The following is a 23,499-nucleotide window of genomic DNA, read 5'->3' as shown; positions in this document are numbered from 1 at the left end:
TATCGATCATCGGAATCGCAGAAAAGGCAAAAAATAAAGAGCTCATCGGCTCTTTTGGATTCCAATCCTGTTTATTCAATTACCTCTAATCTCCACTTTTTCGCTTTAATGTCCGAGTCTTCTTTTACTTTGTTCATCTCATGGAACAACCGTTCAAAATTTGCGTTGATCGCTTCGAACCCTGATCTCATTTCCTGCTTCACATCGTTTATTTCTTGCTTCATGTCGTTCATTTCTTGCTTCATCTCGTTTATTTCCAGCCCCATACCCTTCATCCCCAGCTTCACAACCTCTACTTCCTGCTTTACAACCTTCATGTCCTGCTGCAGATCTTCCACGCCCCGCTTTACATCCTTCATTTCCTGCCGCAATTCCTCGATTGCAGAAACTGCTTTACCGTTCATTTGAAGGAGCTGCGTTGTCATTTCCGCTGTTTGCTCTGTTGTCCGCTTCAGTTCATCGATTTGCGCTTGAGTTTGATTCATCTTCCTCGTCCCCTCAAAGTGAAATCGCCTCAGATTCTCTGATTCCAGTATTCAGTAAAGTCATGATATTTGCAAGGTCTCATATATTCCCTTAGCGGCCAATAGGACAAAAAAACCTCCGGAAATCAATCTGATTGTATTCAGACGATTTACGGAGGGGTTATTTACCGATTCAATCAAAATTTATTCGAACGAATTTACTCCCACTCAATCGTAGCGGGAGGCTTGGACGTAATGTCGTACACGACGCGGTTGACGTTCTGAACCTCGTTGACGATGCGCACGGAGATTTTCTCCAATACGTCCCACGGAATGCGCGCCCAGTCGGCGGTCATGCCGTCAATCGACGTCACCGCGCGAATGCCGACGGTGTAAGAGTAGGTGCGTCCGTCGCCCATTACGCCAACGCTTTTCATACCCGGCAGAGCCGTAAAATACTGCCAAATCTCGCGGTCAAGCCCCGCTTTGGCAATCTCGTCGCGCAGAATCGCATCGGACTCGCGCACGATTTCCAGCTTATCCTCGGTCACTTCGCCAAGCACGCGGATCGCCAGTCCCGGTCCCGGGAACGGCTGACGCATGACGATGGCTTCCGGCAGGCCGCATTCCGCTCCGACCTTGCGCACCTCGTCCTTGAACAGCGTCTTGAGCGGCTCGATCAGCTTAAACTTCATATCCTCCGGCAAGCCGCCGACATTATGGTGGGACTTGATCGTCTGCGCCGTCGCCGTGCCGCTCTCGACGATGTCGGTATACAGCGTGCCTTGAGCAAGGAACGTGAAGTCGTCAAACTTGGCCGACTCCTCCTCGAACACGCGAATGAAGTCGTTGCCGATGATTTTGCGTTTTTTCTCCGGATCGTCTACGCCCTCCAGATTGCCGAGGAATCGCTCGCTTGCGTCGATCTTCACGACATTCATGCCGAATTTGCCGACGAACGTCTCCATGACGCTCTCCGCTTCGCCTTTGCGCAGCAGACCGTGATCAATGAACATACAGGTCAGTTGATCTTCGATCGCCTTGTGGATCAGCACGGCGACAACCGAGGAGTCCACGCCGCCGGACAGAGCGCACAGCACCTTCTTGTCCCCGACTTCCCTGCGGATTTCCGCGATCATATCGTCGATGAAGGAGCCCATAGTCCAGTCGCCCTTGCAACCGCAGACGCCGAACAGGAAGTTGCGAATCATTTCGTTGCCGTGAACGGAGTGGCGTACTTCCGGGTGGAACTGCACCGCGAAAATTCGGCGATCCGGGTTGCTCATCGCCGCAACCGGAGCATGCTCCGTGCTCGCATCGACGCGGAAGCCGGCCGGCAGCTCCGTAACGTGATCCCCGTGGCTCATCCATACTGTCTGACGGCTCTCCAGTCCTTGCACAAGCGCCGAGCCTTCCGCGAAATCGATGTCCGATTTTCCGTACTCGCGTTTGTGCGCCGGCTCGACCTTCCCGCCCTGCTGGTGCGTGATCAATTGCATGCCGTAGCAGATGCCGAAAATCGGCACGCCAAGCTCATAAATCGCAGGATCGACCGTAGGCGCCCCTTCCGCATAGACGCTGGCAGGTCCTCCCGAGAAAACGATCCCCTTCGGAGCCATCTCGCGAAGCTTGTCCGCCGGAGTATTAAATGGAAGCAACTCGCTGTATACGCCCAAATCGCGAATGCGTCTGGCGATCAGCTGGTTGTACTGTCCGCCGAAATCGAGTACGACGATCATTTCATGCTGGTTGTTAGTCACTGTTTAAACCGAGCCCCTCTCAATCAATTGAAGCTATTATAGCTTTGCGGCTAAGACAGCGTCAAGGACAAGGGGCTCGCTTCACGAAGCTGCCGATGGCTCGACGCTCGCGATCGGATCCGTTTATCCTTCGGCAACCGCCGGCGACGAATCGGATGCGGCGGACAGCGTCTGGAGCTTGCGGTCCGTAGGCAGGAACGCGGCCAGCATACCGAGCAGCGGCAAATAGGCGCACACTTGAATGACCAGATCGATGCCGGACACGTCCGCCACCTTCCCGAGCACGGCCGAGCCGACTCCGCCAAGACCGAACGACACGCCGAAAACAAGTCCCGAGACCGTACCGACTTTGTTCGGCAGCAGCTCCTGCGCATAGACGACGATGACCGAGAAGCCCGACATTAAAATAAATCCGATAAACACGCACAATACGACCGCCCAGAGCACGCTGTGAACATAAGGGAGCAGCAGAGAGAACGGAGCGGTGCCCAAGATCGAGAACCAGATCATGTTGCGCCGTCCCAGCCGGTCGGCCAGCGGACCGCCGAAAAACGTCCCGGCCATGCCGGCAAACAGCAGAGCGAACAAAATCAGCTGCGCCTGATCGACCGAAATGCCGAAGCGATCGATCGCGTAAAACGAGTAGAAGCCCGTCATACTGGCCACATATACGAATTTGGAGAACAGCAGCATAAGCAAAATGATAAGCGAGACGCCGACGATCGCCCCTCTTGCCCCGACAGGACCGGCGGCCGCTTCTCTCTTGGCAGGCTTCGGACGAGCGATTAGATTGGCTTTGTACCAGTGCGCCACCTTCGTCTGAATAATCAAGGCGACGATCGCGGCAATCGCGAACCAAGCGATTCCTTTTTGCCCCAGCGGAACGAAAATCAGCGCGGTCATGACCGGCGCAAGCGCCTGCCCCATATTGCCGCCGACTTGAAAAATCGACTGCGCCAGCCCCCGCCTGCTGCCCGCTGCCAAATAAGCGACCCGCGACGATTCCGGATGGAGCACCGACGAGCCGATCCCGATCAGAATAACGGCCAGCATAATATAGAAGAAGGAAGGCGCGAACGCAAGCCCCACAACCCCCGCGAGTGTGAACAAAATACCGATAGGCAGCAAGTACGGCTTCGGTTTCGTGTCGGTATACAGGCCGATCAGCGGCTGCAAAATCGAAGCGGTCACGTTCAGCGCAAAACCGATCAAGCCGATCTGCGAGAACGACAAGTTAAGCGACTCGTGTAAAATCGGAAACATGGCAGGGACGACGGACTGAATCGCATCATTCAATAAGTGCACGGAGCTGATCATGAACAAAACGGAAAATACGGTCATATGCCGGGCTTGCTGCCCGATGCTTGCTGTTGCGGAGCTCATGTTGGCATCATCCTTACATGGTAAAATAGATTAAACATCTTATCATCTGATGTTTAAGAACAAAATTCGAGACGAAATTAGTTCGTCTCGCCAAACAACTCTTCCAGCGTTCCCTTCAAATAACGGGATGCGCTTGTTACGGCCGCCTCCGCATTGCCGTCGCGAATGCTTTCATACAGCTGGATATGCGCCTCCGTCTGCGGATTATGCCCTTCGGGGTTGGCGAATATCGTGGCCAGCGTCTCGCGGATGAATACGGAGAACGTTTTGTACAGATCGATGACTACCGCATTTTTGCTGGCGACGGCTACCGCGATATGAAACTGGATATCCGCTTCGATGTACGTCTTGATGTCTCCGTTGGCCAAAGCCAGATTGCGCGTGTCCAGATGCTCCTTGATCGCGGCGAGATCGTCCTCGTCCCGGCGTCCCGCGGCAAGTCTGGCAATCTCCAGCTCCATCATCTGCCGAACCTCGTACACTTCCATGATCTCCGCTCTGCGCAGCCTGCTGTCCAGCGGCTCCTGAATGACGGCGGTACGTTTCAGATAAGTGCCGAAGCCCTGCTTCTTCTCCAGCAGCCCGGCGTGCACGAGCACGCGCACCGCTTCGCGAATCGTGGATCGGCCCACGCCGAACTGCTCCATCAGCTCGGGCTCGGTCGGGATTTTATCCCCTTCCTTCAGCTCTCCTCCGGAAATTTTCTTCTGCAGCTGCGCGACGACGTCATCCACCAGCTTCGTGCGGTTTAAGGTCCGAAAAGAAACCTTTGAATTCATCTGATCATCTCCTGTTTAAAGGATTCTAACACATTCCCTCTTCTGCGGCTACCGTTAAATTCCGCCGCGTTCTACCGACGACATCCGCAGGCGTCGTATAGAAATAAAAGACCGGCAACCAGATCCAGCAAGCTTTGGCCCACGAAGGATACGGTATCGACGCTTTCGATTATGCCGCCGGCCTGGGTCGATATCGTCGGCCATGCGCCTGCATGTATTTGACAGGTTTCCGCCGGATCATGTCTCTGGCCCATGTTTTTCCGAGCTCGATGGAGGCCTTCGTGCCCCTGTTTCTTGGCCACGTTCGGATGACGGTAGATAACGGCGACATGATTACTTATTCCGCCCCTTGTAATCATATACATGAATTTATAAATCATATATATGTATTTAAATAAGTTTATCATGAGCTTATGCTATACTTGTGTCAATCATAAATTCGGATGGAAAGGAAATGTCCAAGATGAGCAAAACCGCCAAAGACGGCTTTATTCCCGTCAAATCTGCCGATCGGGTTTTGGATATATTCGAAGAGCTGCTTAAACAACCGAACGGCCTTTCGACGAACGAGCTGGGGCAGCGTCTTCAAATCGCCGGCAGCTCGTTGCATGCGCTTATTCAAACGATGCTGCACCGTAAGTATGTCAAGATTAATGAGGAACGAAAAGTCGTGCTGGGCAACAAATTTTATGAATTCGTAGGCGTCTATGCGAACGATCCCCTCATTGTGCAGTCTAAGCCCATCATGAAAGCATTGTCTAAAAGGGTGAACGAAAATATTCACCTTGCTATCCTGGAGGGGACCGATATCGTCTTTATCGCGTGCGAGCAGACGACACATCCGATCCGTTATTTCGTCGAGCCGGGGCAAACGCAAAAAGCCCACCTCACCGCGGTAGGCAAAATGCTGCTATCCCAGTACTCCGACAAGAGGATTCAAGAAATGTACGCGAATTACCCTTTCGAGAAAATAACGGACAATACGATCGACTCCATGGACAAGCTTCTGGAGAAGCTCGAGTTTTCCCGCACCCGCGGATACAGCTTGGATGACGGCGAAGCCTACTCGGGATCCAAATGCTACGCCGGTCCGATCTACGATCAATCTCATCGTATGATAGCCAGCTTAAGCATCAGCATTCCTTTCCTTCGCGTTGAGAACGATAGAGACGAAGAAATGATCTCTCTGGTCAAAGAGGCTTGCCGGCAACTTTCTTCGAGACTGGCTGATGGATGAGCGGATACTCGACGATCGTAATCTTGGCGAGGATCGGGCCTGCCAGCTTTGATCATATAAAGACAGGCGCCGCTCATTCGAGCAGCGCCTGTTTGACGATATCCACATGTCCCTTGACCCGAATATTGCGCCATTCCTGCGCCAGCTTGCCCTCTTCGTCGATCAGAAACGTGGAACGCACGATTCCCATGTAGGTTCTGCCGTACAGCTGTTTCTCCTGCCATACGCCGTACAGCTCGCAGACGCGATGGTCGGGATCCGCCAGCAGCAGAAACGGCAGTTCGTATTTCTCGGTAAACTTGTAGTGCCTCTTAAGCTCATCCGTGCTGATGCCGAGAACGACGGCGTTCAAGCCCTCGTACTCGGAGCTGGCGTCCCGAAAATCGCAAGCCTGCTGCGTACAGGCCGTCGTCATATCTTTAGGATAAAAATAGAGCACGACCTTGCGGCCGCGATAATCGCTCAGCTTGACCGCGCCACCGTTCGTGGCGGAAAGCTCGAAGTCCGGGGCGGGTTGTCCAAGCTTCGGCTGCGCGTACCGTTGTTTCGGCTTTTGCTGTTTTGGTTGTTGTTTTTGTGGCTGTTGCTGCTGTTGCTGCTCCTTTTGCTGCTTTTGTTTCGTCATGCTTCCGGCTCCTTCGCGACTATCTTATCCTTTCTATTATAGTATACGGCGTCTGCGGGAGCGAGTTAACGTTGTCGAGTGCCGGATTGGGCGACGGGCACAGCCGTCTCGAGAGACCCAGGGCCGCGAACTGGCCTTGGAGCCACGCCCCAGGCGGAGCCTTGGAACATGCGGAGCCGCACGCCAAACAGCCCGGGCCAAGCCGGCTGTCCCGAACGGGACCGGCTGTGCTCCGGGCTGAATCCGCGGCTGAGCCTCACTCTGCGAACAGAGGAGAGACGGCCGGGTAGATTCGCTTGTACTTCTCGTATTGGCGGTCGTAGTAAGCGCGCAGCGTCTCGTCGGGCGCGTACACGACCGCTTCCTTCAAGCCTTTGAAAATTTGCCCGAGCGACGAGTAATCCCCGCTCCAGCCCGCATGGCGGAAGCCGAGCGCGGCCGCGCCGAGGGAAGGCAAATATTGCGAGTCCTTCGGAACGGCCAGCTCGCAGCCGAACACGTCGGCCATGATCCGGCACCACGCCTTGCTCTTCGCGCCGCCGCCGATCAGCGTCACGCGCCGGCCGCCGCCGGAGTCCTTCGGCGTCACCAGCTCCAGCACCTGACGCATCGAAAATGCCACGCCCTCTAGCACCGCCGCGCCCATCCGCTCGCGCGTCGTTGTCGGCTTCAGGCCGATAAAGCAGCCGGAGGCGTTCGCATCCTGCACCGGACAGCGTTCGCCGTTGAGATACGGCAGGAACAGTACGTCGTCCTTGCCCCGCTCCGTCTGCTCCACGCCGCGATCGAACATCTGATAGGACATCAGATCGCCCGTACGCCCGCTTCCGGAACTGAACGCGCCTACCGCCCATTGGTGGGCGCTCCCCGCATTGGACAGCGGGGCGATCGCGATCTGCCGACCTTCCTCGACGTATGCGAGGTTAAACGCGCCGCTCTCCACGTCAATGTAGCCGGAGGAAGCGCCGGCGACCCATCCGGTCGTGCCGACGTAGGCGTATACCTCGCCCTCCTCGTACACGCCCGCTCCCAGTGTAGCCGCGCCGGCATCGCCGATGCCGCACAGAACGGGCGTGTCCTGGGAGAACCCCGTCTCCGCCGACCCTTCTGCCGTGATGACCCCGACTACGCTGTCCGAAGGCGCGATCTCGGGCATCTTCCCGGCGTCCACGCCGTAGCGCTCCAGCCAGCCGCCGACCCACTTGCGGGCGCGAACGTCCATGCAGCCGGTCGTCGCGGCGGTCGTCGGATCGGTCACGCACGCTCCCGTCAACCGGGCGATGACATAATCCTTGGAGCTGATCAGGAAGCTGCGGGCCGTTCGGAACGTCTCCTCTTCCCGTTCCTTCAGCCACAATATTTTAGGAAAGGTCAGCGATCCGTCCATATGGTTCATCGTCCGCTCGTGGATGTCCCGCTCTCCCAACTCGGACAGCAGCCTGTCCGACTGCTCCGCGGCCCGTCCGTCCGAATACAGGATGGCCGGGCGCAGTGGACGGAGATCGTCTCCGACCGGAATGCAATCCTGCATCTGCCCGCTGAACGTCAGCAGCCCGATATCCTTGGCCTTGATGCCGACCTTGAACCACGAGGCCGCGATCTGCTTGACCGCGTCGTACCATTGCTCCGGGTCCTGTTCCACGTAATCTCCGTGGCGGATCACCTTGAGCTCTATGTTTTTTTCGAGAAAAATGCCGGCATCGTCGGTGACCAAAATGCCCTTTACGTTCGTCGTGCCGATATCGAACGAAGCCATGTATCTCATCTGCTCATCCCCTTGTCGAGGAGCCCAACGTCTCCAGTTTCATCTCCGCCACCAGCCGGTATAAATAGTCCTTCTCCCTGTTCTCGCTGCGGCTGACGAGAACGGAGCCGACGACCGCTCCGTCGAAGCCGCCCCGAATCGCTTGCCCGACCAACTCCGGCGAACGAAGACCGAACCCGGCGACGACGAGGCCGTGCGGCAGATGCGGACGAATCCGGCCGCACAGCGCAGCCAATCCTTGAACGCTCGCCATCGGGTCTCCCGTCGTCCCTGAGTACGACTGGGCGTAGATAATCGTCGCCCCGTCGCACACTTCGCGAATCGTCGCCTCGTCCATGCCGCTGTTGATAAACCGGATCACGTCGACCCCGGTCGGCCCGACCTCCTCCTGGATCCGGATCTGCTCCTCCAGCGAGCAATCCGGCAGCACCAGCGCGTCGATCAGCTTCTCTTCGATCAACCGGCGGTACAGCCCCTCTTCGACGAGCTCGTTGCGGTACCCCATCGCCCAGATCGGCCTGGACACGTCGCGGCGAACTCTCCGCCACAGGTCCAGCAAGCCTTCCGAAGCTGCGGCCCCCGCTTCCAAGGCGCGCTTATGCGCGCGCTTGATCACTTCACCGTCGATAAACGGATCGGGGCTCGGCACGCCCAGCTCGATGATGTCCATGCCGGCGAGCACGCTGGCTTGAATCATTTCGTAAGACTCCTCGATTGCCGGGTCGCCCGCTACCAAGTACCCGAGAAGCAGCGCTTCTTCCCTCTCCTTGGCTGTGCGATAAGCTTCTACGTTGAATGGGCTGTGCAATTTAAGAGTCCGAATCATGAATTTCCACGTCCCAGCTTCTGCATTAGAACGGCCGCGATGACGATGCATCCCGTAATGACGTCCTGCATAAACGTAGGCACTTGGAGAATCGTCAGCCCGTTGGCCAAAATGCCGATAATAGCCGCGCCGACGAAGGTGCCCCAGATGTTCGGAACGCCTTCCTTAAAGGAAGTCATACCCAGGAAAGCCGCCGCGTAAGCGGACAAGAATAAGCCGTCTCCTCCGGTCGGATGCGCGGACCCCAGCCTGGAAGCCATCAGGATGCCTGTCAGGGCGGCCAGCATGCCGCACAGCGCGAACGCCAGGTTTTTATTCCAGGCGACGCGAACGCCCGCCACGCGGGAAGCGGATTCGTTGCCGCCGATCGCGTAAAGCTTGCGACCGAAAGACATATGGGACATCACGTACCAGAACAGAACGGCGACCAGAATCATAATGAAGGATAACACCGGAATGCCGGCCCATTCGGTCTGTCCGAGATAACGGAAACCGTCCGGAATGTTCTCGAATACGGTGGCGCCTCCGGTCAGCCGGAAGTTAAGCCCTCCGAGGATCGTCCCCATCGCCAGCGTCGTAATGAAGGAGAGGACGCGAAAGCGCGTCACGATCCAGCCGTTAATGAAGCCGATGACGAACGCGACTGCCATCGGGGCCAAGAACGCCAGCCAGATCGGGTAGCCCGCGACCGCCATCTGCGCGGCGAACACGCCGCCGAAGCTGGCGAGCGCGCCGACCGACAGGTCGAACTCGCCGACAGCCATGACCAGCGTAGCTCCCAGGGCGATGATGACCAGGAAGGAGATCTGACGGCTAATATTGATCGCGTTGTCGATCGTCATGAACGACTCCGGACTCAACGCGGAAAATGCCAGAATAATCAGTAGTCCCGCTGCGACCGTGCCGTAAGCGCGAATCAGCCGCACGTAAGAAATGCCGGAACGCGTTTCAACCATGGTGTTCACTTCCTTTTCCGTGACTGTAGCAATATCCGAGCACCTGCTCGGACGTTACGCCGTCGTTGTCCAATTCGGCTACGATGCGGCTGTCGTGCAGGACGTACAAGCGATCGGCGATATCCAGCACCTCCTGCAAGTCGGAAGAGACGAACAGGACGCCGCAGCCTTTGTCTGCCTGCGCCTTGAGCAGGCGGTGAATCTCTTCGCGCGTCATGACGTCGACGGCCTGCGTCGGCTCGTCGCACAGGAACAGCACCGGATCCGACAGCAGCGCCTTGGCGAACACGACCTTCTGCTGGTTGCCGCCGCTGAGCTGTCCGACCGCCTGCTCGGAGCCGGCCGCCTTGACGTTCATCTCCTGCATCCAGGAGCCGACCGTCGCCCGCTCCTTGCGTGAGCGAAGCTTCAGCCATCCCGAGAATCGCTTCAGCACCGGCAGCGTCATATTCTCGCGAATCGACATGCCCAGCACGAGCGCGTCGCGCTTGCGCTCCTCGGGAATCAGAACGACGCCGTTATCCAGCGAGTTCCTTGGAGAAGGGGAGGAGATCGTCTTGCCCGCTACGGAGATGCTGCCGCCCGCCGGCTCCCGGAGTCCGTAGATCGTCTCCAGAAGCTCCGTCCGTCCGGCTCCTGCCAGTCCGAATATGCCGACGATCTCGCCCTTGCGCACGTTCAGACTCGTCCCCTTCACCTTGCCGTCCTTCGTCGAAAGACCGCTTAGCTCGAGCACTTTTTCTCCCGAAGACCGGTTTCTCGATCTCTTGTGCCCCTTCTTCACCTCGGCGTTGCTCATGAGCCGGATTAGTTGGTCCTTGCCCGTCTCCGCGGTGAGAACCGTGTCGACACGCCGGCCGTTGCGGAATACGGTGATCCGATCGGAAAGGCGGAAAATTTCGTCCATCCTGTGGGAAACATACAGAATGGCCGTTCCTTGCGCCGTCAGCCGGCCGATCAGGGCGAACAGCTTCTCCGCCTCCTGGTCGGTCAGCGAGGCCGTCGGCTCGTCGAGAATGAGAAGCTGGCATTCCAGCATCATCGCGCGCAAGATTTCCAGCATCGTCTTCTCGGGAGGAGACATCCGGTCCGCGGTCTTGGTCAAGTCGATCTCAACGCCGAAGTCGCTGCGAAGCTGCTCGGCGCGCCGCTTCATCTGCTTCCAACTGACGCCGATGCACGACTTGTTCGTCGGGTATTCCAGTCCGACAAACAGATTTTCGTAGCCGGTAAAAGAAGGAACGAGGTGGCGGTCCTGGTGCACGACGTTAATGCCGATTTTGCGGGACGCACCGGGGTCCGGGATGTCGACCCGCCGCCCTTTCCATTCGATCGTGCCGGCATCAAGCCCGTACACTCCGGTCATAATTTTGATGAACGTCGATTTGCCCGCCCCGTTCTCGCCGACGAGCGCATGCACTTCGCCCGCTTCGATCTCGAAGCCGACGTCGGTGAGCGCGTAGTGCTGGCCGAACACCTTGTCGAGTCCTGCGACTTTCAGTAGGGTCAATGGGAACCCTCCTTGCTCTGCGAATTGGGCAAAGCGGCTTTCGCCGCTCTGCCGCTAGTATTAGCCATTATCTTTCGTAACTAAGCTGGCCGGGGCGTACAGCTCCGTGCCTTCGGCCGGCTGGCCCGCGAACACGAGCTCGATCTGCTTGACGACGATCTCGGTCATGCCCGTGAAGTTCTGCTTCACCGTGGCGACGAGCGGAGAGCCCTTCTTGATCATGTCGACCGCCTGGCTGTTGCCGTCGATGCCGGTCACGACGATGTCCTTGCGTCCGACTGCTTCGATCGCTTGCGCCGCCCCGATGGCCGCTTCGTCCCAGCCGGCCCATACCGCGGTAATCGAGCCTTCGGCTTTGTTGGAGAGCAGCAGGCTTTCCATCTGTTTGCGAGCGTTCTCGATCGGTCCCGGCACTTCGACTTGCTGCTCCGTCACCTTGGAGATATTCGGCTTGTCCTTTAGCAGCTCATCCAACTGCACCGTGCGGGCGAGCACACCCGGGTGCGGACGGTGAGTCAGAATAACGAGCTTGCCTTCGTCCCCGATCGTCTGGAACAGATGCTCGGAGATCAGCTTGGACATTTCCTTGTTGTCGCTCGTCGCGTTCATGACCATACCTTCAATGTAGCCGGAGTCGGCTCCGAATACCGGAATGCTCTTGTCCTTCGCGCGCTGGATCTGGCTCTTCAACTGGTTCGGATCCGTGCTGACGAGCACGATCGCGTCGGTCTTGGAGGAGATGACGTCCTCCATCCGGCTGGCCAGCTGGCCCATGTCGCCTTTCGTGTCGACAACGTTTGCTTTCCAGCCTTTGTCAGCGGCCTGCTTCTTAAGCGATTCGACCATCTCGTTCGTCGTGACGGACGACAGGTACGGCGTCAGGATCGAGATCGTCTTCGCACCGTCCTTGCCTCCGGATTTGCCTCCGCAAGCCGTCAGAGCGACGGCCAATAGAAGCGCTGTCATAATTAAGAATCCTTTTTTCATAGTGAACTTCCCCCTTGGTATAGGTGAACATGGATGGATTGCCGCATCCCAGTCCGCTTAGCGGACAGGATGCTTCTTCTGCCAGTCGAGCAGTCCCTTGGCGGTGTCCATGTCGGTGACGAGCACGTCCATGCACTTGCCGCGCAGGGCGGCGACGATCGCTTCGACTTTATCGTCTCCGGTCGCGACGGCAATCACGTTCGGGATCGCTCTGATTTCGTCGATAGACAGTCCGATCATGCGTGATTCTCCGTTATAGTGAACCCGCTCGCCGGTTTCGTTCAGGAACGAAGTGGAGATGTTGCTCACCGCGCCTTTCGCCCGAACCCCGTTCATCTCCTCGTCGCTGAAGTAGCCTGATTTGACGATGGTCGCCTGGTCGGATACTTGTCCGATCCCGATCAGCGCATGCGATACTTTTTTGGCGCTTTCCAGCACGTTGGATATTTCCGATTCATTCAAAAACAGTTCGCGGGCTTGAGGCGAAGCGACGACGGCCGGAGAATTGAGCAGCAGATGACGCGCCCTGAACTGCTCCGCGAACACCCTCGCGTTCGTGTTAGCGTGCCAAGCTCCTCCGTCCGAGCCGAACCCGCCGATCATCGGCACGAACTGCACTTCCTTGCGTCCGACGAATTGAATTTCGCGGGCGACGGTTGCGATCGTGCGACCGGCCATAATGCCGACGACGTCGCGGTCCTTGATCGCGCTTTCCAGCAACGCCGCGGCCGATCGGGCGACATGCAAGTCGATCGCCTGACGATCCCCGCCCGGCACGTGCACGACGATGACGTCATGGATGCCGAACGTCTCCGCGATCGCTCTCTCGTACGTCTGCTCCTCCGAGTACGGATTGCGGATGCTGATCTGCACGATCCCCTCCGACTTGGCGGCGGCGAGCATCCTGCTGATCTGCGGCCGCGAAATGCCGAGGCGCTCCGATATTTCCTGCTGGTTCAACCCGTCCATGTAATACATCGTGCTGACCTTGACCAGTAATCTCTTCTTTTCTTGACTTGCTTCATTCACAACGCCCAATGCCCCCTCCCCTTCTGAACATTTGTTCATTGTGGAATCTTTGTTCTGGAATCATCATATCACGGGTTGTAAGGGGTTTCAAGAACAAATTTTCGGCGTAGATCAGATGTTCAATTTGTGCGGACGCACCGAAGTCTTCTCTGTTCACGCAAAAAAGCCGCCAGGGAGAATGGCTCCCTGACGGCCGGACCGGAAAGCTATAGATTAATCAAATCCGACTTCTGAAGCAGCCTCTGCATCAGAGTCGCCACTTCGGCTCTCGAGATGAAAGCTTTGGGCGCAAGCTCGCCGGAAGCTCTGCCCGAGACGAGCCCCGCTCTAACGCTATCAGCAACGCCGCTGACGGCCCAGGCGGAAATCCGGTCGGCATCCTTGAAGATTTGCAGCCGCTCCTCCGCGCTCAAGTCGGAAGCGCCCGCTTGCAGGTTCGTCAGCGCGATCGCCTTGGACAGCATGCGCAGCGCCTGCTCCCGAGTAATGTTCTCCTTCGGACGGAAGGTTCCGTCCTCATATCCGTTCAGCAATCCGTATGCATAAGCCGTGCCGATCGCTGCGCTGTACCAGTCCGACGTCTTCACGTCGGAGAACCTCCCTGCAGCGCTGTCCGGCTTTAAGCCCAACCCTCTGATCAGAATCGCCGCAAACTCCGCACGGGTAATATAGCGATTCGGGCTGAACAAGCCTTCGCCAGTTCCGTTCACGACCATCCGGGAGCCCATATCGTTAATGGCATCCTTCGCCCAGTGAGATGCCGCATCCTCGAACTCCAGCGGATGCCATACGACAGAGTAGGCGCTGTTGGTCAAGCTGTTGATCTGCGCGTAGTATTGGCCGCCCCTCACAATAATTTTCGTCGGTACATGGCGCACCGCGCCGTCCGGATCGATGACTACTCCGGTTGTAATCCGGTTCGGATCAACCCCGGCGGGAAGCGCCACCGTGCGCTGAACATAGGCGTTGAATGTCGTAATTTCTTCCGTTTTACCGCCATAGACGGCTTTCACGCTGAACTCCAGCGGCGGCGCAAGGATCGTCAGTCCTTGTTCGGAAGCCGAAGCTGAAGCGATCTGCAGCAACCCCGCGGAAGGTACGGCAATCTCAATGCGGATCTTGATGTCCTGGAGCTCCGGATTCGCGCCGAAGCGCTTCACGAGATCGTCCATATTGATCTGCAGAGCCGGGAGCGTGTAGGAAGCTTGCTCCGTGCGAATCTCGACTACCGCTTGCCGCGCCTCCATGTTTTTCACCATGCGTCCGTTCAATTCGCCGACGACCGTCTCGCTGTCAGCATTAACCGGAATGGTGATGACCGCGCGGTCCCCCTCCGCTGCTAAACGCTCTCGCAGCTTGTCCTCGTCGACGGCAACCGTCGTCACTCGCCGGCCACCGGTTTCCACGGTCGTGACCGTTCCCGCATTTTCCGCCTTGCCGTTGACGAGCACTTCGACGCCTTCAGGCTTAGCAGGCGAAGTCTCGGCCGGCTGGGACGGGGATCCGCTTCCGTTGTCGCTGCCGCCGTTATTACCGCTCGGCGGCGCGATCGGAGTCACAGCGTTGGATACGGCCGACGATTCGCTCTTGTCCACTGCGTTGATCGCTTTCACCGTAAACGTGTAGCTCGTCCCGTTCGTCAAACCCGTCACCGCAATCGGGCTGCTTAAGCCGATTGCCTTCACGTTTCCCGGCATCGCCGTCACTTCGTAGCCGGTAATCGGACTGCCCCCGTTATCCGTCGGGGCCGTAAAGCTCACTGTCGCTTGGCCGTTGCCGGAAGCGGCCGTTACTCCGGTCGGCGCTCCGGGCACGGTCGCAGGCGTCGCTTTCACTTCGGCGGATTCCGCAAGGATGTCGGTCTCGTCGCTTGCTTGAAGCTTGAAGTAGTATGGCGTGCCGTTATTCAACCCCGTCACCGTATACGTGCTTGAAGTTACGGTCGCCAGCGGCTCGGAGCCGTACTGGCCGGGAACGTTCGTCACGTACACGCCGTATTTCGTCGCTCCCGCCACGCTGCTCCAATCGAGCCGAACCTCGCCGTCCCCCCTGGTCGTTTGCGGCGTCCAAGCGCCCGGCTGCGCGCTTACCGTCAAAGTCGCCGCATTCGACGTTACCGAACCTCCGTCGCCCGTCACGACAACCCGGAACCGTTGCCCGTTCTGCTGCTCCGTCAAATTCACCAGCGTCAGAGACGAGCTCGTGGACAGCGGCATATTGATGAATGTACCGCTGCCAAGCGCGTCGAACTGCCACTGATACGTCAAATTCACTCCCGTCGCCTGGACGGAGAAGGTCGCGCTCCCTCCCGGCGACGCCGTCGCGTCAGCCGGATGGCTTGTAATCGCCAGCGTCAGCGAGTTCAGCTTGCCCGTCGCCAGCGAAGGCGGCAGCGATGCGGTCGCGGCGATGCGCACCCGCAAGTCCGCGCCGGACGCGCCGGCATCGATCGTCTCCGTGCCGCCGGCAATCCCGCTTGTCACCGCATGCCAAGTCGCGCCTCCGTCCAGACTGTACTCCATCGCCGTCGTCGCGCCCGTCAGCTTCGCCGCGGACAAGCCCCCGCTCAAGTCCGTCCCAACGCTCGGGGCAGGAGCCTGCGCGGGAATGCTGCCGACCTTGCGCACATTGGACGGATTAGCCCCTTCCCTCACGTACACATCCTGGCCCGGCCCGAAAACAACAGTCGTGCTGCCCGTCGATCCAGTCAGCCATGTCCCGTCCGTTCCGTCCGTAGAGTCCAGGCTGTACTCCATCAGCGCCGTGGTTCCCGTCAGCAAGCCCGCCGCCACGTCGATGCCGACCGTGCTCAGATCAACTGGCGAGGCATCCCGTGAAGATTGGATGATCGCTCCGTTCCTGCCCACGGCTACGAACCCGCTGCCGCCATAGACAACTCTCAGCAGCTCCTTGTCGAGACCCGCTGGGCGAACCTTCCAGTTGATGCCGTCGGGAGAGGTTGCAACCTGCCCTCTGTACCCGACGACCTGATTTCCTACGACATCGTACTCCGATCCAACGGCAAGAAACGTGTTGTCCGCATAGGTGACGCCGCCCCTAAAATAGACCGAAGCGGACTGAGGACGCAATTGCCAGGTTAAACCGTCCGTCGACGTGGCGATCTTCCCTTGGCCGCCGACAGCGACGAAGACGCCATTGGCGTAGGCGACGTCGTAGTAGTCCTTCATCGACTCGAGCTTCGTCCAGGTGCTTCCTCCATCTTTGGAAACGCCCATGGCAAGAGTACCGACCACGATAAACGTATCGTTGCCAAAGGCCGCACCGCGATTGTAGTTCGCCACTCCCAACGAATGCTGCGTCCAGTTTACCCCTTTGTCGTTAGAGACCAATATCAGGTCGTTGCCGCCAAGTTCGCCTCCCGCAGCGACAAAGGCGCCGTCTCCGTATGTCACATCCAGGACGCTCGCGTTGCTGATATTGGCGATATTCGGCAGCTGCATGGTCTGAACCTCGAAAGTCTCCCCGTCCGAGGAGATGACCTGAGTCCCCCTGTAGCCGACCGCCATAAAGATGCCGTCTCCGAAAACGACCCCGTTAAGGGTCTGACCTACGTCCGAAGAGCGAAAGGTCCACTCCTTCCCGTCCGAGGAAGCGAGAATAACGCCGTTCTCCCCTACAGTCACGTAGGTTCCGTCGTGATAAGCCACATCGTTAAGACCGTAGCCCGTTCCCTTGTTTCTTTGTATCCAGTTCACAGCGTCCGCAGAGGTCATGATCGTGCCCCAGTCCCCTACCGCTGTATAGATCCCATTGCCGTAAGCAGCAGCTCTCAAGCTAATCTGACTCTTATACGGAATGCTTATATTCCGGTCGATCCAGCTGTCTCCGTCTTGAGAGCCGACTAGGGTCGCATTCCCTCCCGATATTACCAGATTACCGTTAACGGAATTGACGCCGTAATAATGACGAACAAGGGGAGACGTCTTGCTTTCCCAGCTTGTCCCGTCGTCAGAGGCCAGTATCGTGCCGCTTAAACCGACCGCCGTAAAGCCGGAATCTCCGTAGACGACATCCGTAATGCTGAGGTTGGAAGCCACTCCGGAATTTTGAATCGTCCAATCGCTTCCGTTGCTCGAGGTTAGCACCGTTCCTTGATATCCGACCGCGACAAATCCGACGTTCGGATGATAGGTCACTCCCATAAGATGACTTGTCGCCGGCGAGCTCTGAACCTTCGTCCAGGCTTTTCCGTCCGGAGAAGTGACAATGGCGCCGCTATCGCCAACGGCAACAAACAGGCTGTTCCCATACGCAACGGCACGCAAATTATTGACGACCCCGGAAGCCCGGCTTGTCCAGACGCTGCTGTCTTCCGAGGTAACAATCGTGCCCCCTTCTCCTGCGGCGACCAAGATATCGTCCGAATGCGCGATAGCTGCAAGATATTTCTCGATGCCCGAGCTTCGGGTTTGCCACTCGATTCCGTCGCTCGAGGCGACGATTGTACCGCCGGTTCCTACCGCTATGAATATTCCGTTCGTAAAAACGACATCCATCAAACTGCTGGCGCCAGGCAATGGACTCCTGACGTTCCATGTATACGGCGAGTCTGTCGAATCCGCCGATGCGGGCATTGGCGAAGCCAGTTCCATAAATAGCAGCAATAAGGCCAGTATTCCGGCTGACAAACGTTTAATGGAGCGTATAATGGGGCATTCTCCTTCCGAAACCAAGATTTTTGAATCCATTCGACAAATTTCATCTTGAGTATACAAAAAGCCACTAAACAAATAGTAAACAAACCACACCGCGGACACGGAGCAGACTCAATCGACACAGAAAATAGAGGCTGTCCCTTGGTCATCTACAAGACGACTTAAGAGACAGCCTCTTCGAATTTAATGCTTACCTCAGCTCCCGGCCCCCCGATATCTTTTCACGCCATAGTTCCAGAAAGCGACGCCGAGAGAAAGGAAGACGAGACCGACGACCGGCGTCAGCCAAGGCATCCACCATTCCTCCAGACGGCCGAGGAAGAACGACGCGGGATACACGCCGACGAACGCGAACGGAAGCAGCCACGTCAGCAGGAACTTGATCGTCTTGTTGTAGATTTCCACTGGGTAACGCCCGTAGTTCTGAATGTTGTAGATGAGCGGCCCGATGCCGGTCGGCGCGTCCGAGTAGAACGAGATCGCCGACATCGCCGTGTAGATGCCCATATAGATGAAGCAAGATCCGAGCACCATGACGATCAACACAAGCGGATCGTACCAATGGAACGGCAGGCCAAGCGTCATCCACGAAGAAATCAGAATCACGAGGCCGACGAGCGCTCCGAACATGGCGGGCGGATCCATATTTTCCAGCATAACCTGGGTCAGAGAATGTGCCGGACGGGTCAGCACCCGATCCATCTCCCCTTTGACGATGTACCGCTCGCTGAAATTCCAAGCGCTGAAGAATGTCGAGAAGATGCCCGAGGCCAGCATGAAGTATCCGTACACGAACACGACCTCCGCCTCGCTCCAGCCGCCAAGAGACGGCGTATGCATGAACACGATGAAGATGAAGACGAGATTCAGCCCGTTAAACAGCAGATCCGACAGCACCTCGATCCAGAAATCGGCGCGATAGCTCAGCTTCGTCTTCATATAGTTGGCCAGATAATCCCGGTACAAACCCAATGTAAACGCGAATCGGCTCATTTTCTCACCCCCCTTGCACGAACAACCGTCGCCGCGCCACGCGCCATACGAGTAGAATCGGTACAATCAGCACGACCGTCCACGCGACCTGCACGAGCAGCGCGTTCCACACGTCGGCCCCCTGAATGCGTCCTGTGAACACCGAGCCCGGCAAATACGTAATTGCCTGGAACGGCAGCCAATTCATAATCGATATCGCCCATCCCGGGAAAAAAGCGATCGGAACGACGACGCCGGACAGCAAGTCCACCATAATTCTTTTCATCGACATGATGCCCTGATTGTTCTCGAAGAAGAACGCGCCCAGGCCCGTCAGCAGGTTCAACTGCGTATTGATCAGAAAGCTGAACCAGATCATCACGAAGAAAACGATCCACTGCATCGGGTCGGTCGGCAGCTCCAGCGGAAAAATAAACGAAACGACGATCATCCCCGGAATCATGAACAGCAGCAGGCGGAACAGCCCTTCGCCGAAGCCCTGCATCATTTTCACGAGCAAATAGGAGTATGGCCGGATAATCTGGATCGCCACGCTGCCATCGACGATTTCATTCGAGATTTCCCGGTCCAGGTTGTTGAAATAGAACGCCCGCGCCATCCACGATACGGCCACGTAAGTGGACATCTGGATGACGGTGAACCCTTGAAGCGTCTCCGCCTCGCCGAAAATCGCCTTCCACAGAAAATAATAAGCCCCGATATTGATCGCGTAGATGACGATGCCGCTGTAATAATTGACCCGGTAAGCGAGCATCATCAGAAACCGGATGCGGACGAAGTCCAAGTACATGCTCATCATGGTTTGGCCGCCCCCGCTTGAACCGGCTCCTTCTCGGAGGCATCGGGGTCATCCCCGAGGGTCAGGGCCGACAAGTCGCGCGGCGCCTCGGCGCTGCCCGACTGGTAAATCTCGCGCACGATCTCATCGGTATTCGTCTCGAAAATTTTGATATCGCTAATGTCGAGCCGGCCAACGACTCGGGACAGCACCTCGGAGACGTTCATCTCACGGGGAATCCACACCTTGGCCGTCAAGTCGTTGTCCAGCGACCAGCGAACTTCGAGCTCCCCGGTCAGCTCGGACACCTTCGCCAGCGTCACCGGGTCGGTGAACTGAAACTGCACCTCGCGCCCTTTGCCCCAACGGGACTTCAGTTCCTCCAACCCTCCGTCGTAGATGATCCGTCCGTCGTCCAGCATAATGACGCGCGAACATAACGCCTCGATGTCCTGCAGGTCGTGTGTCGTCAGCAGAATCGTCGTCCCCTGCTCGCGGTTAAGCCTCTTCAGGAACTCGCGGATCTCGGTCTTGACGACGATGTCCAGGCCGATCGTCGGCTCGTCCAGAAACAGAATCGAAGGATTGTGCAGCAGCGCCGCCACCAGCTCGCAGCGCATCCGCTGCCCCAGGCTCAGCTTGCGGACCGGTCGGTTGAGCAGCTCCTGCAGTTGCAGCGTCTCCACCAGCTCGTCGAGCCTTCTGCGGAAATCCGTCTCGTCCACCCGGTACACTTTTCTCAGCAGCCTGAACGATTCGATGACCCCGATGTCCCACCAAAGCTGGCTTCTCTGTCCGAACACGACGCCGATGCCCTGCACGAACTTCTCCCGCTCTTTGTGCGGAACGAAGCCGTTCACGAGCAGCTTGCCCGAGGTTGGCACGAGAATGCCGGTGAGCATCTTGATCGTCGTCGATTTGCCCGCTCCGTTCTCGCCGATATAGCCGCAGATTTCGCCTTGGGGAATCTGGAAGCTGATATCTTTGACCGCAGTCACTTCGGTATGCTCCCGCTTGAACAGATCCTTGAACGCCCCTTTGAGACCTTCGCGGTTTTTCTGAACTTTGAACTGCTTGCGCAGCTGATGCACGTCTATCGCTAACATGATGAACCTCCTGTGGTCAAGTCGAGTTCATTAGGATTTTTACATGAACTTGCGTATGCCTTAACTGAAACTTTATAATTTTAACATACTGCCAACTGAGAGGACTATCGGAATGAAGAAGAAGTGGAAGATCACGCTGTTTTCCATACTGGGGCTGGCTTTTATTTTTTTGTGCGCGGTCGGCTGGTGGGTATGGGCAAGCGTCAACGAGATCGATAAGGCTCAGAAGCCGAAGGAAGAGTCTCGATTCGGCCAATTCGAAGAGAAACCGGAGTACCAGCCTCCGGAATGGGAAGGCTCGGAACGCGTCAACGTGCTGCTGATGGGCGGCGACGATCGCGGCTTGAGAGACAACGAGGTCGCTCGTTCGGATACGATGCTGGTCGTTTCCTTCGATCCCGTGACGAAGAAGATCCATCTGTTCTCGGTGCTGCGCGACACCCGCGTGGAAATTCCCGGCTACAAGGACAACCGCGCCAATACGGCTATTACGCTGGGCGGTCCGGATCTGGCGATGAAGACGATCGGCAACCTGATGGGACTGGATATCCAATATTATGTTTATGCCGATTTCCAGGGATTCATCAAGCTGGTGGACGCGCTGGGCGGAGTCGATTTCTACGTCGAAAAGGACATGAAGTGGACGGACAATGCGGACGGCAACCGGTACGATATCGACCTGAAGAAGGGACAGCAGCATCTGGACGGCGAGAAGGCTCTCCAGTACGTGCGCTTCCGGCACGACAAGCTGTCCGACTTCACCCGGACCGAGCGCCAGCGCGAGTTCCTGAAGGCCGTGGCGGCCAAGCTGAAGAACGGCTGGAACCTGATCAAGCTGCCGGACATTCTGAGCGAGGTCGTTCCGTACATCGAGACGAACATGTCCTCGAACGACATGCTGAAGCTGGCCAGCCTGGGGTACAATTCGCATCAGGCCGGCTCCGCGCAAATTCCTCCAATGGACCTCGTCTTCGACGAAAACGTGGGCGGCTCGGCCATGCTGGGAGTGCGGGACCGCGACAAGCTGAAGGAATACGTGCAGGAAGTGCTGGTTGCGGACGATACGGTTCCGGAAACTCCGGAGCCGAGCGCTTCTTCGAGCGCGGCGGCGGCTCAGTAGCCTGTAGGGGCAGGCTTGGGGGGACGTCGGGGACGAGGGTCGGCTAAGACGATCTCAACGGAACAAGGAAATAGATGCCCATTACCATTCGCCTATCGATAATTGTTCGGTACGCCCCGGTTTACTTATGAGACAGCTCATTCGCAAGTGGAGGGTTGGAGAAAAATGAATCAGCGAGTACGTTCGGCGCAATTGTACGAGGAAGCTCAGCGTCATATCGTGGGAGGGGTCAACAGCCCCTCCCGTTCTTTCAAAGCCGTCGGAGGAGGCGCCCCCGTGTTCATGGAACGCGCGGAGGGCGCTTATTTCTGGGATGTCGACGGCAACCGATACATCGATTACTTGGCGGCGTTCGGTCCGATCATTACGGGACATGCTCACCCCAAGGTGACCGAAGCGATCGTCCGGGCGGCGCATAACGGCACGCTCTACGGCACGGCGACGGAGCACGAGATTCGGCTTGCGGAAGTTTTGAAGGCCGCGATCCCGTCGATGGACAAGGTGCGCTTCGTCAACTCCGGCACGGAGGCGGTCATGACGACGATCCGCGTCGCTCGGGCGTTCACCGGCCGCAACAAAATTATCAAGTTCGCCGGCTGCTACCACGGCCATGCCGATCTGGTGCTCGTCGCCGCCGGCTCCGGCCCGTCGACGCTCGGCATTCCCGACAGCGCGGGCATTCCGCCCAGCATCGCGAGCGAGGTCATTACCGTGCCGTTCAACGAGCTGGACGGGCTGCGCGCGGCGCTGGAGCATTGGGGAGACCAGGTGGCCGCGGTCATGGTCGAGCCGATCGTCGGCAACTTCGGCATGGTCATGCCGAAGCCAGGCTTCCTGGAGGGGCTGTGCAAGATGGCCCGGGACGCCGGTGCTCTCGTCATCTACGACGAGGTCATCAGCGCGTTCCGGTTCCACTACGGCTCGGCCCAGACGTTCTCGGCGTTCGCCGATCAGGAGGCGATCCGGCCGGATCTGACCGCCCTCGGCAAAATCATCGGCGGAGGCCTGCCGATCGGCGCCTACGGCGGACGCGCCGATCTGATGGAGATGATCGCGCCGCTAGGCCCCGCATACCAGGCGGGTACGATGGCCGGCAACCCGGCTTCGGTGCTGGCGGGCTTGGCCTGCCTGGAGGCGCTGCGCGAGCCGGGCGTCTACGCGCGCATGGAAGCGCAGGCCTCGCGGCTGTGCGACGGGCTGCAAGCTTCGGCGGATAGGCACGGAGTTGCGCTGACGGTTAACCGGATCGCAGGGGCGTTCTCGACGCACTTCTGCGCCGGGCCGGTCACGAACTACGAGGAGGCGCAATTGTCCGACGGCGAACGGTTCGGCCGCTTCTTCCGGCTCATGCTGGAACGCGGCGTCTACCTCGCCCCGTCCAAGTACGAGGCCTGGTTCCTGACGACCGCGCACTCCGACGCCGACATTGACGCAACCTTAACGGCCGCGGAAGAATCGTTCCGCGAAATGGCTCGCGGATAAGATACAAGCAAGCCCCCGGAATC

General features: G+C 57.8%; 18 protein-coding genes. 3 read left to right on the top strand and 15 right to left on the bottom strand.

The window, feature by feature from the left end:
* Positions 1-71 precede the first annotated feature (71 nt).
* The 4 genes from B0G52_RS18745 to B0G52_RS18730 all read right to left on the bottom strand — a co-directional run bounded on the left by B0G52_RS18745 (position 72) and on the right by B0G52_RS18730 (position 4,386).
* Complete coding sequence (locus tag B0G52_RS18745) at positions 72-485, bottom strand: hypothetical protein (protein ID WP_094046913.1); 414 nt, start codon at positions 483-485, stop codon at positions 72-74.
* Between the two features lie 197 nt (positions 486-682).
* Positions 683-2,203, bottom strand: coding sequence for a glutamine-hydrolyzing GMP synthase (gene guaA / locus B0G52_RS18740; protein WP_094046912.1), 1,521 nt, complete (start codon positions 2,201-2,203; stop codon positions 683-685).
* A gap of 144 nt (positions 2,204-2,347) precedes the next feature.
* Positions 2,348-3,607, bottom strand: coding sequence for an MFS transporter (locus B0G52_RS18735; RefSeq protein WP_094046911.1), 1,260 nt, complete (start codon positions 3,605-3,607; stop codon positions 2,348-2,350).
* Between the two features lie 77 nt (positions 3,608-3,684).
* A complete protein-coding gene (locus tag B0G52_RS18730) occupies positions 3,685-4,386 on the bottom strand; it encodes a FadR/GntR family transcriptional regulator (RefSeq protein ID WP_094046910.1) in 702 nt (233 codons plus the stop codon).
* Between the two features lie 463 nt (positions 4,387-4,849).
* Here B0G52_RS18730 and B0G52_RS18720 point away from each other — a divergent pair, with 463 nt between their 5' ends.
* Positions 4,850-5,623, top strand: coding sequence for an IclR family transcriptional regulator (locus B0G52_RS18720; RefSeq protein ID WP_158223773.1), 774 nt, complete (start codon positions 4,850-4,852; stop codon positions 5,621-5,623).
* A gap of 73 nt (positions 5,624-5,696) precedes the next feature.
* Here the strand turns inward: B0G52_RS18720 and bcp are convergent, their stop codons facing one another.
* The 11 genes from bcp to B0G52_RS18665 form a co-directional block, all read right to left on the bottom strand.
* Positions 5,697-6,248 carry a thioredoxin-dependent thiol peroxidase gene (gene bcp / locus B0G52_RS18715; protein ID WP_094046907.1) on the bottom strand — a complete coding sequence of 184 codons (552 nt, stop codon included), beginning with the start codon at positions 6,246-6,248 and terminating at the stop codon, positions 5,697-5,699.
* Between the two features lie 256 nt (positions 6,249-6,504).
* Positions 6,505-8,013 (bottom strand): xylulokinase, encoded by a 1,509-nt coding sequence (locus B0G52_RS18710; protein WP_094046906.1) that lies wholly within the window; start codon positions 8,011-8,013, stop codon positions 6,505-6,507.
* Positions 8,014-8,017: 4 nt separating this feature from the next.
* Positions 8,018-8,839, bottom strand: a complete 822-nt coding sequence (gene trpA / locus B0G52_RS18705) for a tryptophan synthase subunit alpha (protein WP_158223772.1) — start codon at positions 8,837-8,839, stop codon at positions 8,018-8,020.
* Positions 8,836-9,795: an ABC transporter permease gene (locus tag B0G52_RS18700; RefSeq protein WP_094046904.1), complete on the bottom strand. Its 960-nt coding sequence runs from the start codon at positions 9,793-9,795 to the stop codon at positions 8,836-8,838. The genes trpA and B0G52_RS18700 overlap by 4 nt, the downstream gene beginning before the upstream one ends.
* Complete coding sequence (locus tag B0G52_RS18695; protein WP_198960681.1) at positions 9,788-11,305, bottom strand: sugar ABC transporter ATP-binding protein; 1,518 nt, start codon at positions 11,303-11,305, stop codon at positions 9,788-9,790. The genes B0G52_RS18700 and B0G52_RS18695 overlap by 8 nt, the downstream gene beginning before the upstream one ends.
* Positions 11,306-11,365: 60 nt before the next feature.
* Positions 11,366-12,292, bottom strand: coding sequence for a sugar ABC transporter substrate-binding protein (locus B0G52_RS18690; protein WP_094046903.1), 927 nt, complete (start codon positions 12,290-12,292; stop codon positions 11,366-11,368).
* Between the two features lie 57 nt (positions 12,293-12,349).
* On the bottom strand, positions 12,350-13,321 hold the full coding sequence (locus B0G52_RS18685) for a sugar-binding transcriptional regulator (protein WP_094047035.1): 972 nt from the start codon (positions 13,319-13,321) through the stop codon (positions 12,350-12,352).
* A gap of 206 nt (positions 13,322-13,527) precedes the next feature.
* Positions 13,528-17,838, bottom strand: coding sequence for an S-layer homology domain-containing protein (locus B0G52_RS18680; protein ID WP_158223771.1), 4,311 nt, complete (start codon positions 17,836-17,838; stop codon positions 13,528-13,530).
* Between the two features lie 354 nt (positions 17,839-18,192).
* Positions 18,193-18,990, bottom strand: coding sequence for an ABC transporter permease (locus B0G52_RS18675; protein ID WP_094046901.1), 798 nt, complete (start codon positions 18,988-18,990; stop codon positions 18,193-18,195).
* Between the two features lie 4 nt (positions 18,991-18,994).
* Positions 18,995-19,789, bottom strand: a complete 795-nt coding sequence (locus tag B0G52_RS18670) for an ABC transporter permease (RefSeq protein WP_094046900.1) — start codon at positions 19,787-19,789, stop codon at positions 18,995-18,997.
* Positions 19,786-20,874, bottom strand: a complete 1,089-nt coding sequence (locus tag B0G52_RS18665) for an ABC transporter ATP-binding protein (protein WP_094046899.1) — start codon at positions 20,872-20,874, stop codon at positions 19,786-19,788. The genes B0G52_RS18670 and B0G52_RS18665 overlap by 4 nt, the downstream gene beginning before the upstream one ends.
* Before the next feature lie 112 nt (positions 20,875-20,986).
* Here B0G52_RS18665 and B0G52_RS18660 point away from each other — a divergent pair, with 112 nt between their 5' ends.
* Positions 20,987-21,994: an LCP family protein gene (locus B0G52_RS18660; protein ID WP_094046898.1), complete on the top strand. Its 1,008-nt coding sequence runs from the start codon at positions 20,987-20,989 to the stop codon at positions 21,992-21,994.
* Between the two features lie 165 nt (positions 21,995-22,159).
* Complete coding sequence (locus B0G52_RS18655; protein WP_094046897.1) at positions 22,160-23,476, top strand: glutamate-1-semialdehyde 2,1-aminomutase; 1,317 nt, start codon at positions 22,160-22,162, stop codon at positions 23,474-23,476.
* Positions 23,477-23,499 lie beyond the last annotated feature (23 nt).

It is taken from the genome of Cohnella sp. SGD-V74 (assembly GCF_003001675.1).
GTDB lineage: Bacteria > Bacillota > Bacilli > Paenibacillales > Paenibacillaceae > Cohnella.
The sequence above is the reverse complement of the archived record's forward strand: the minus strand, read 5'-3'. Positions and strand labels throughout refer to the sequence as shown.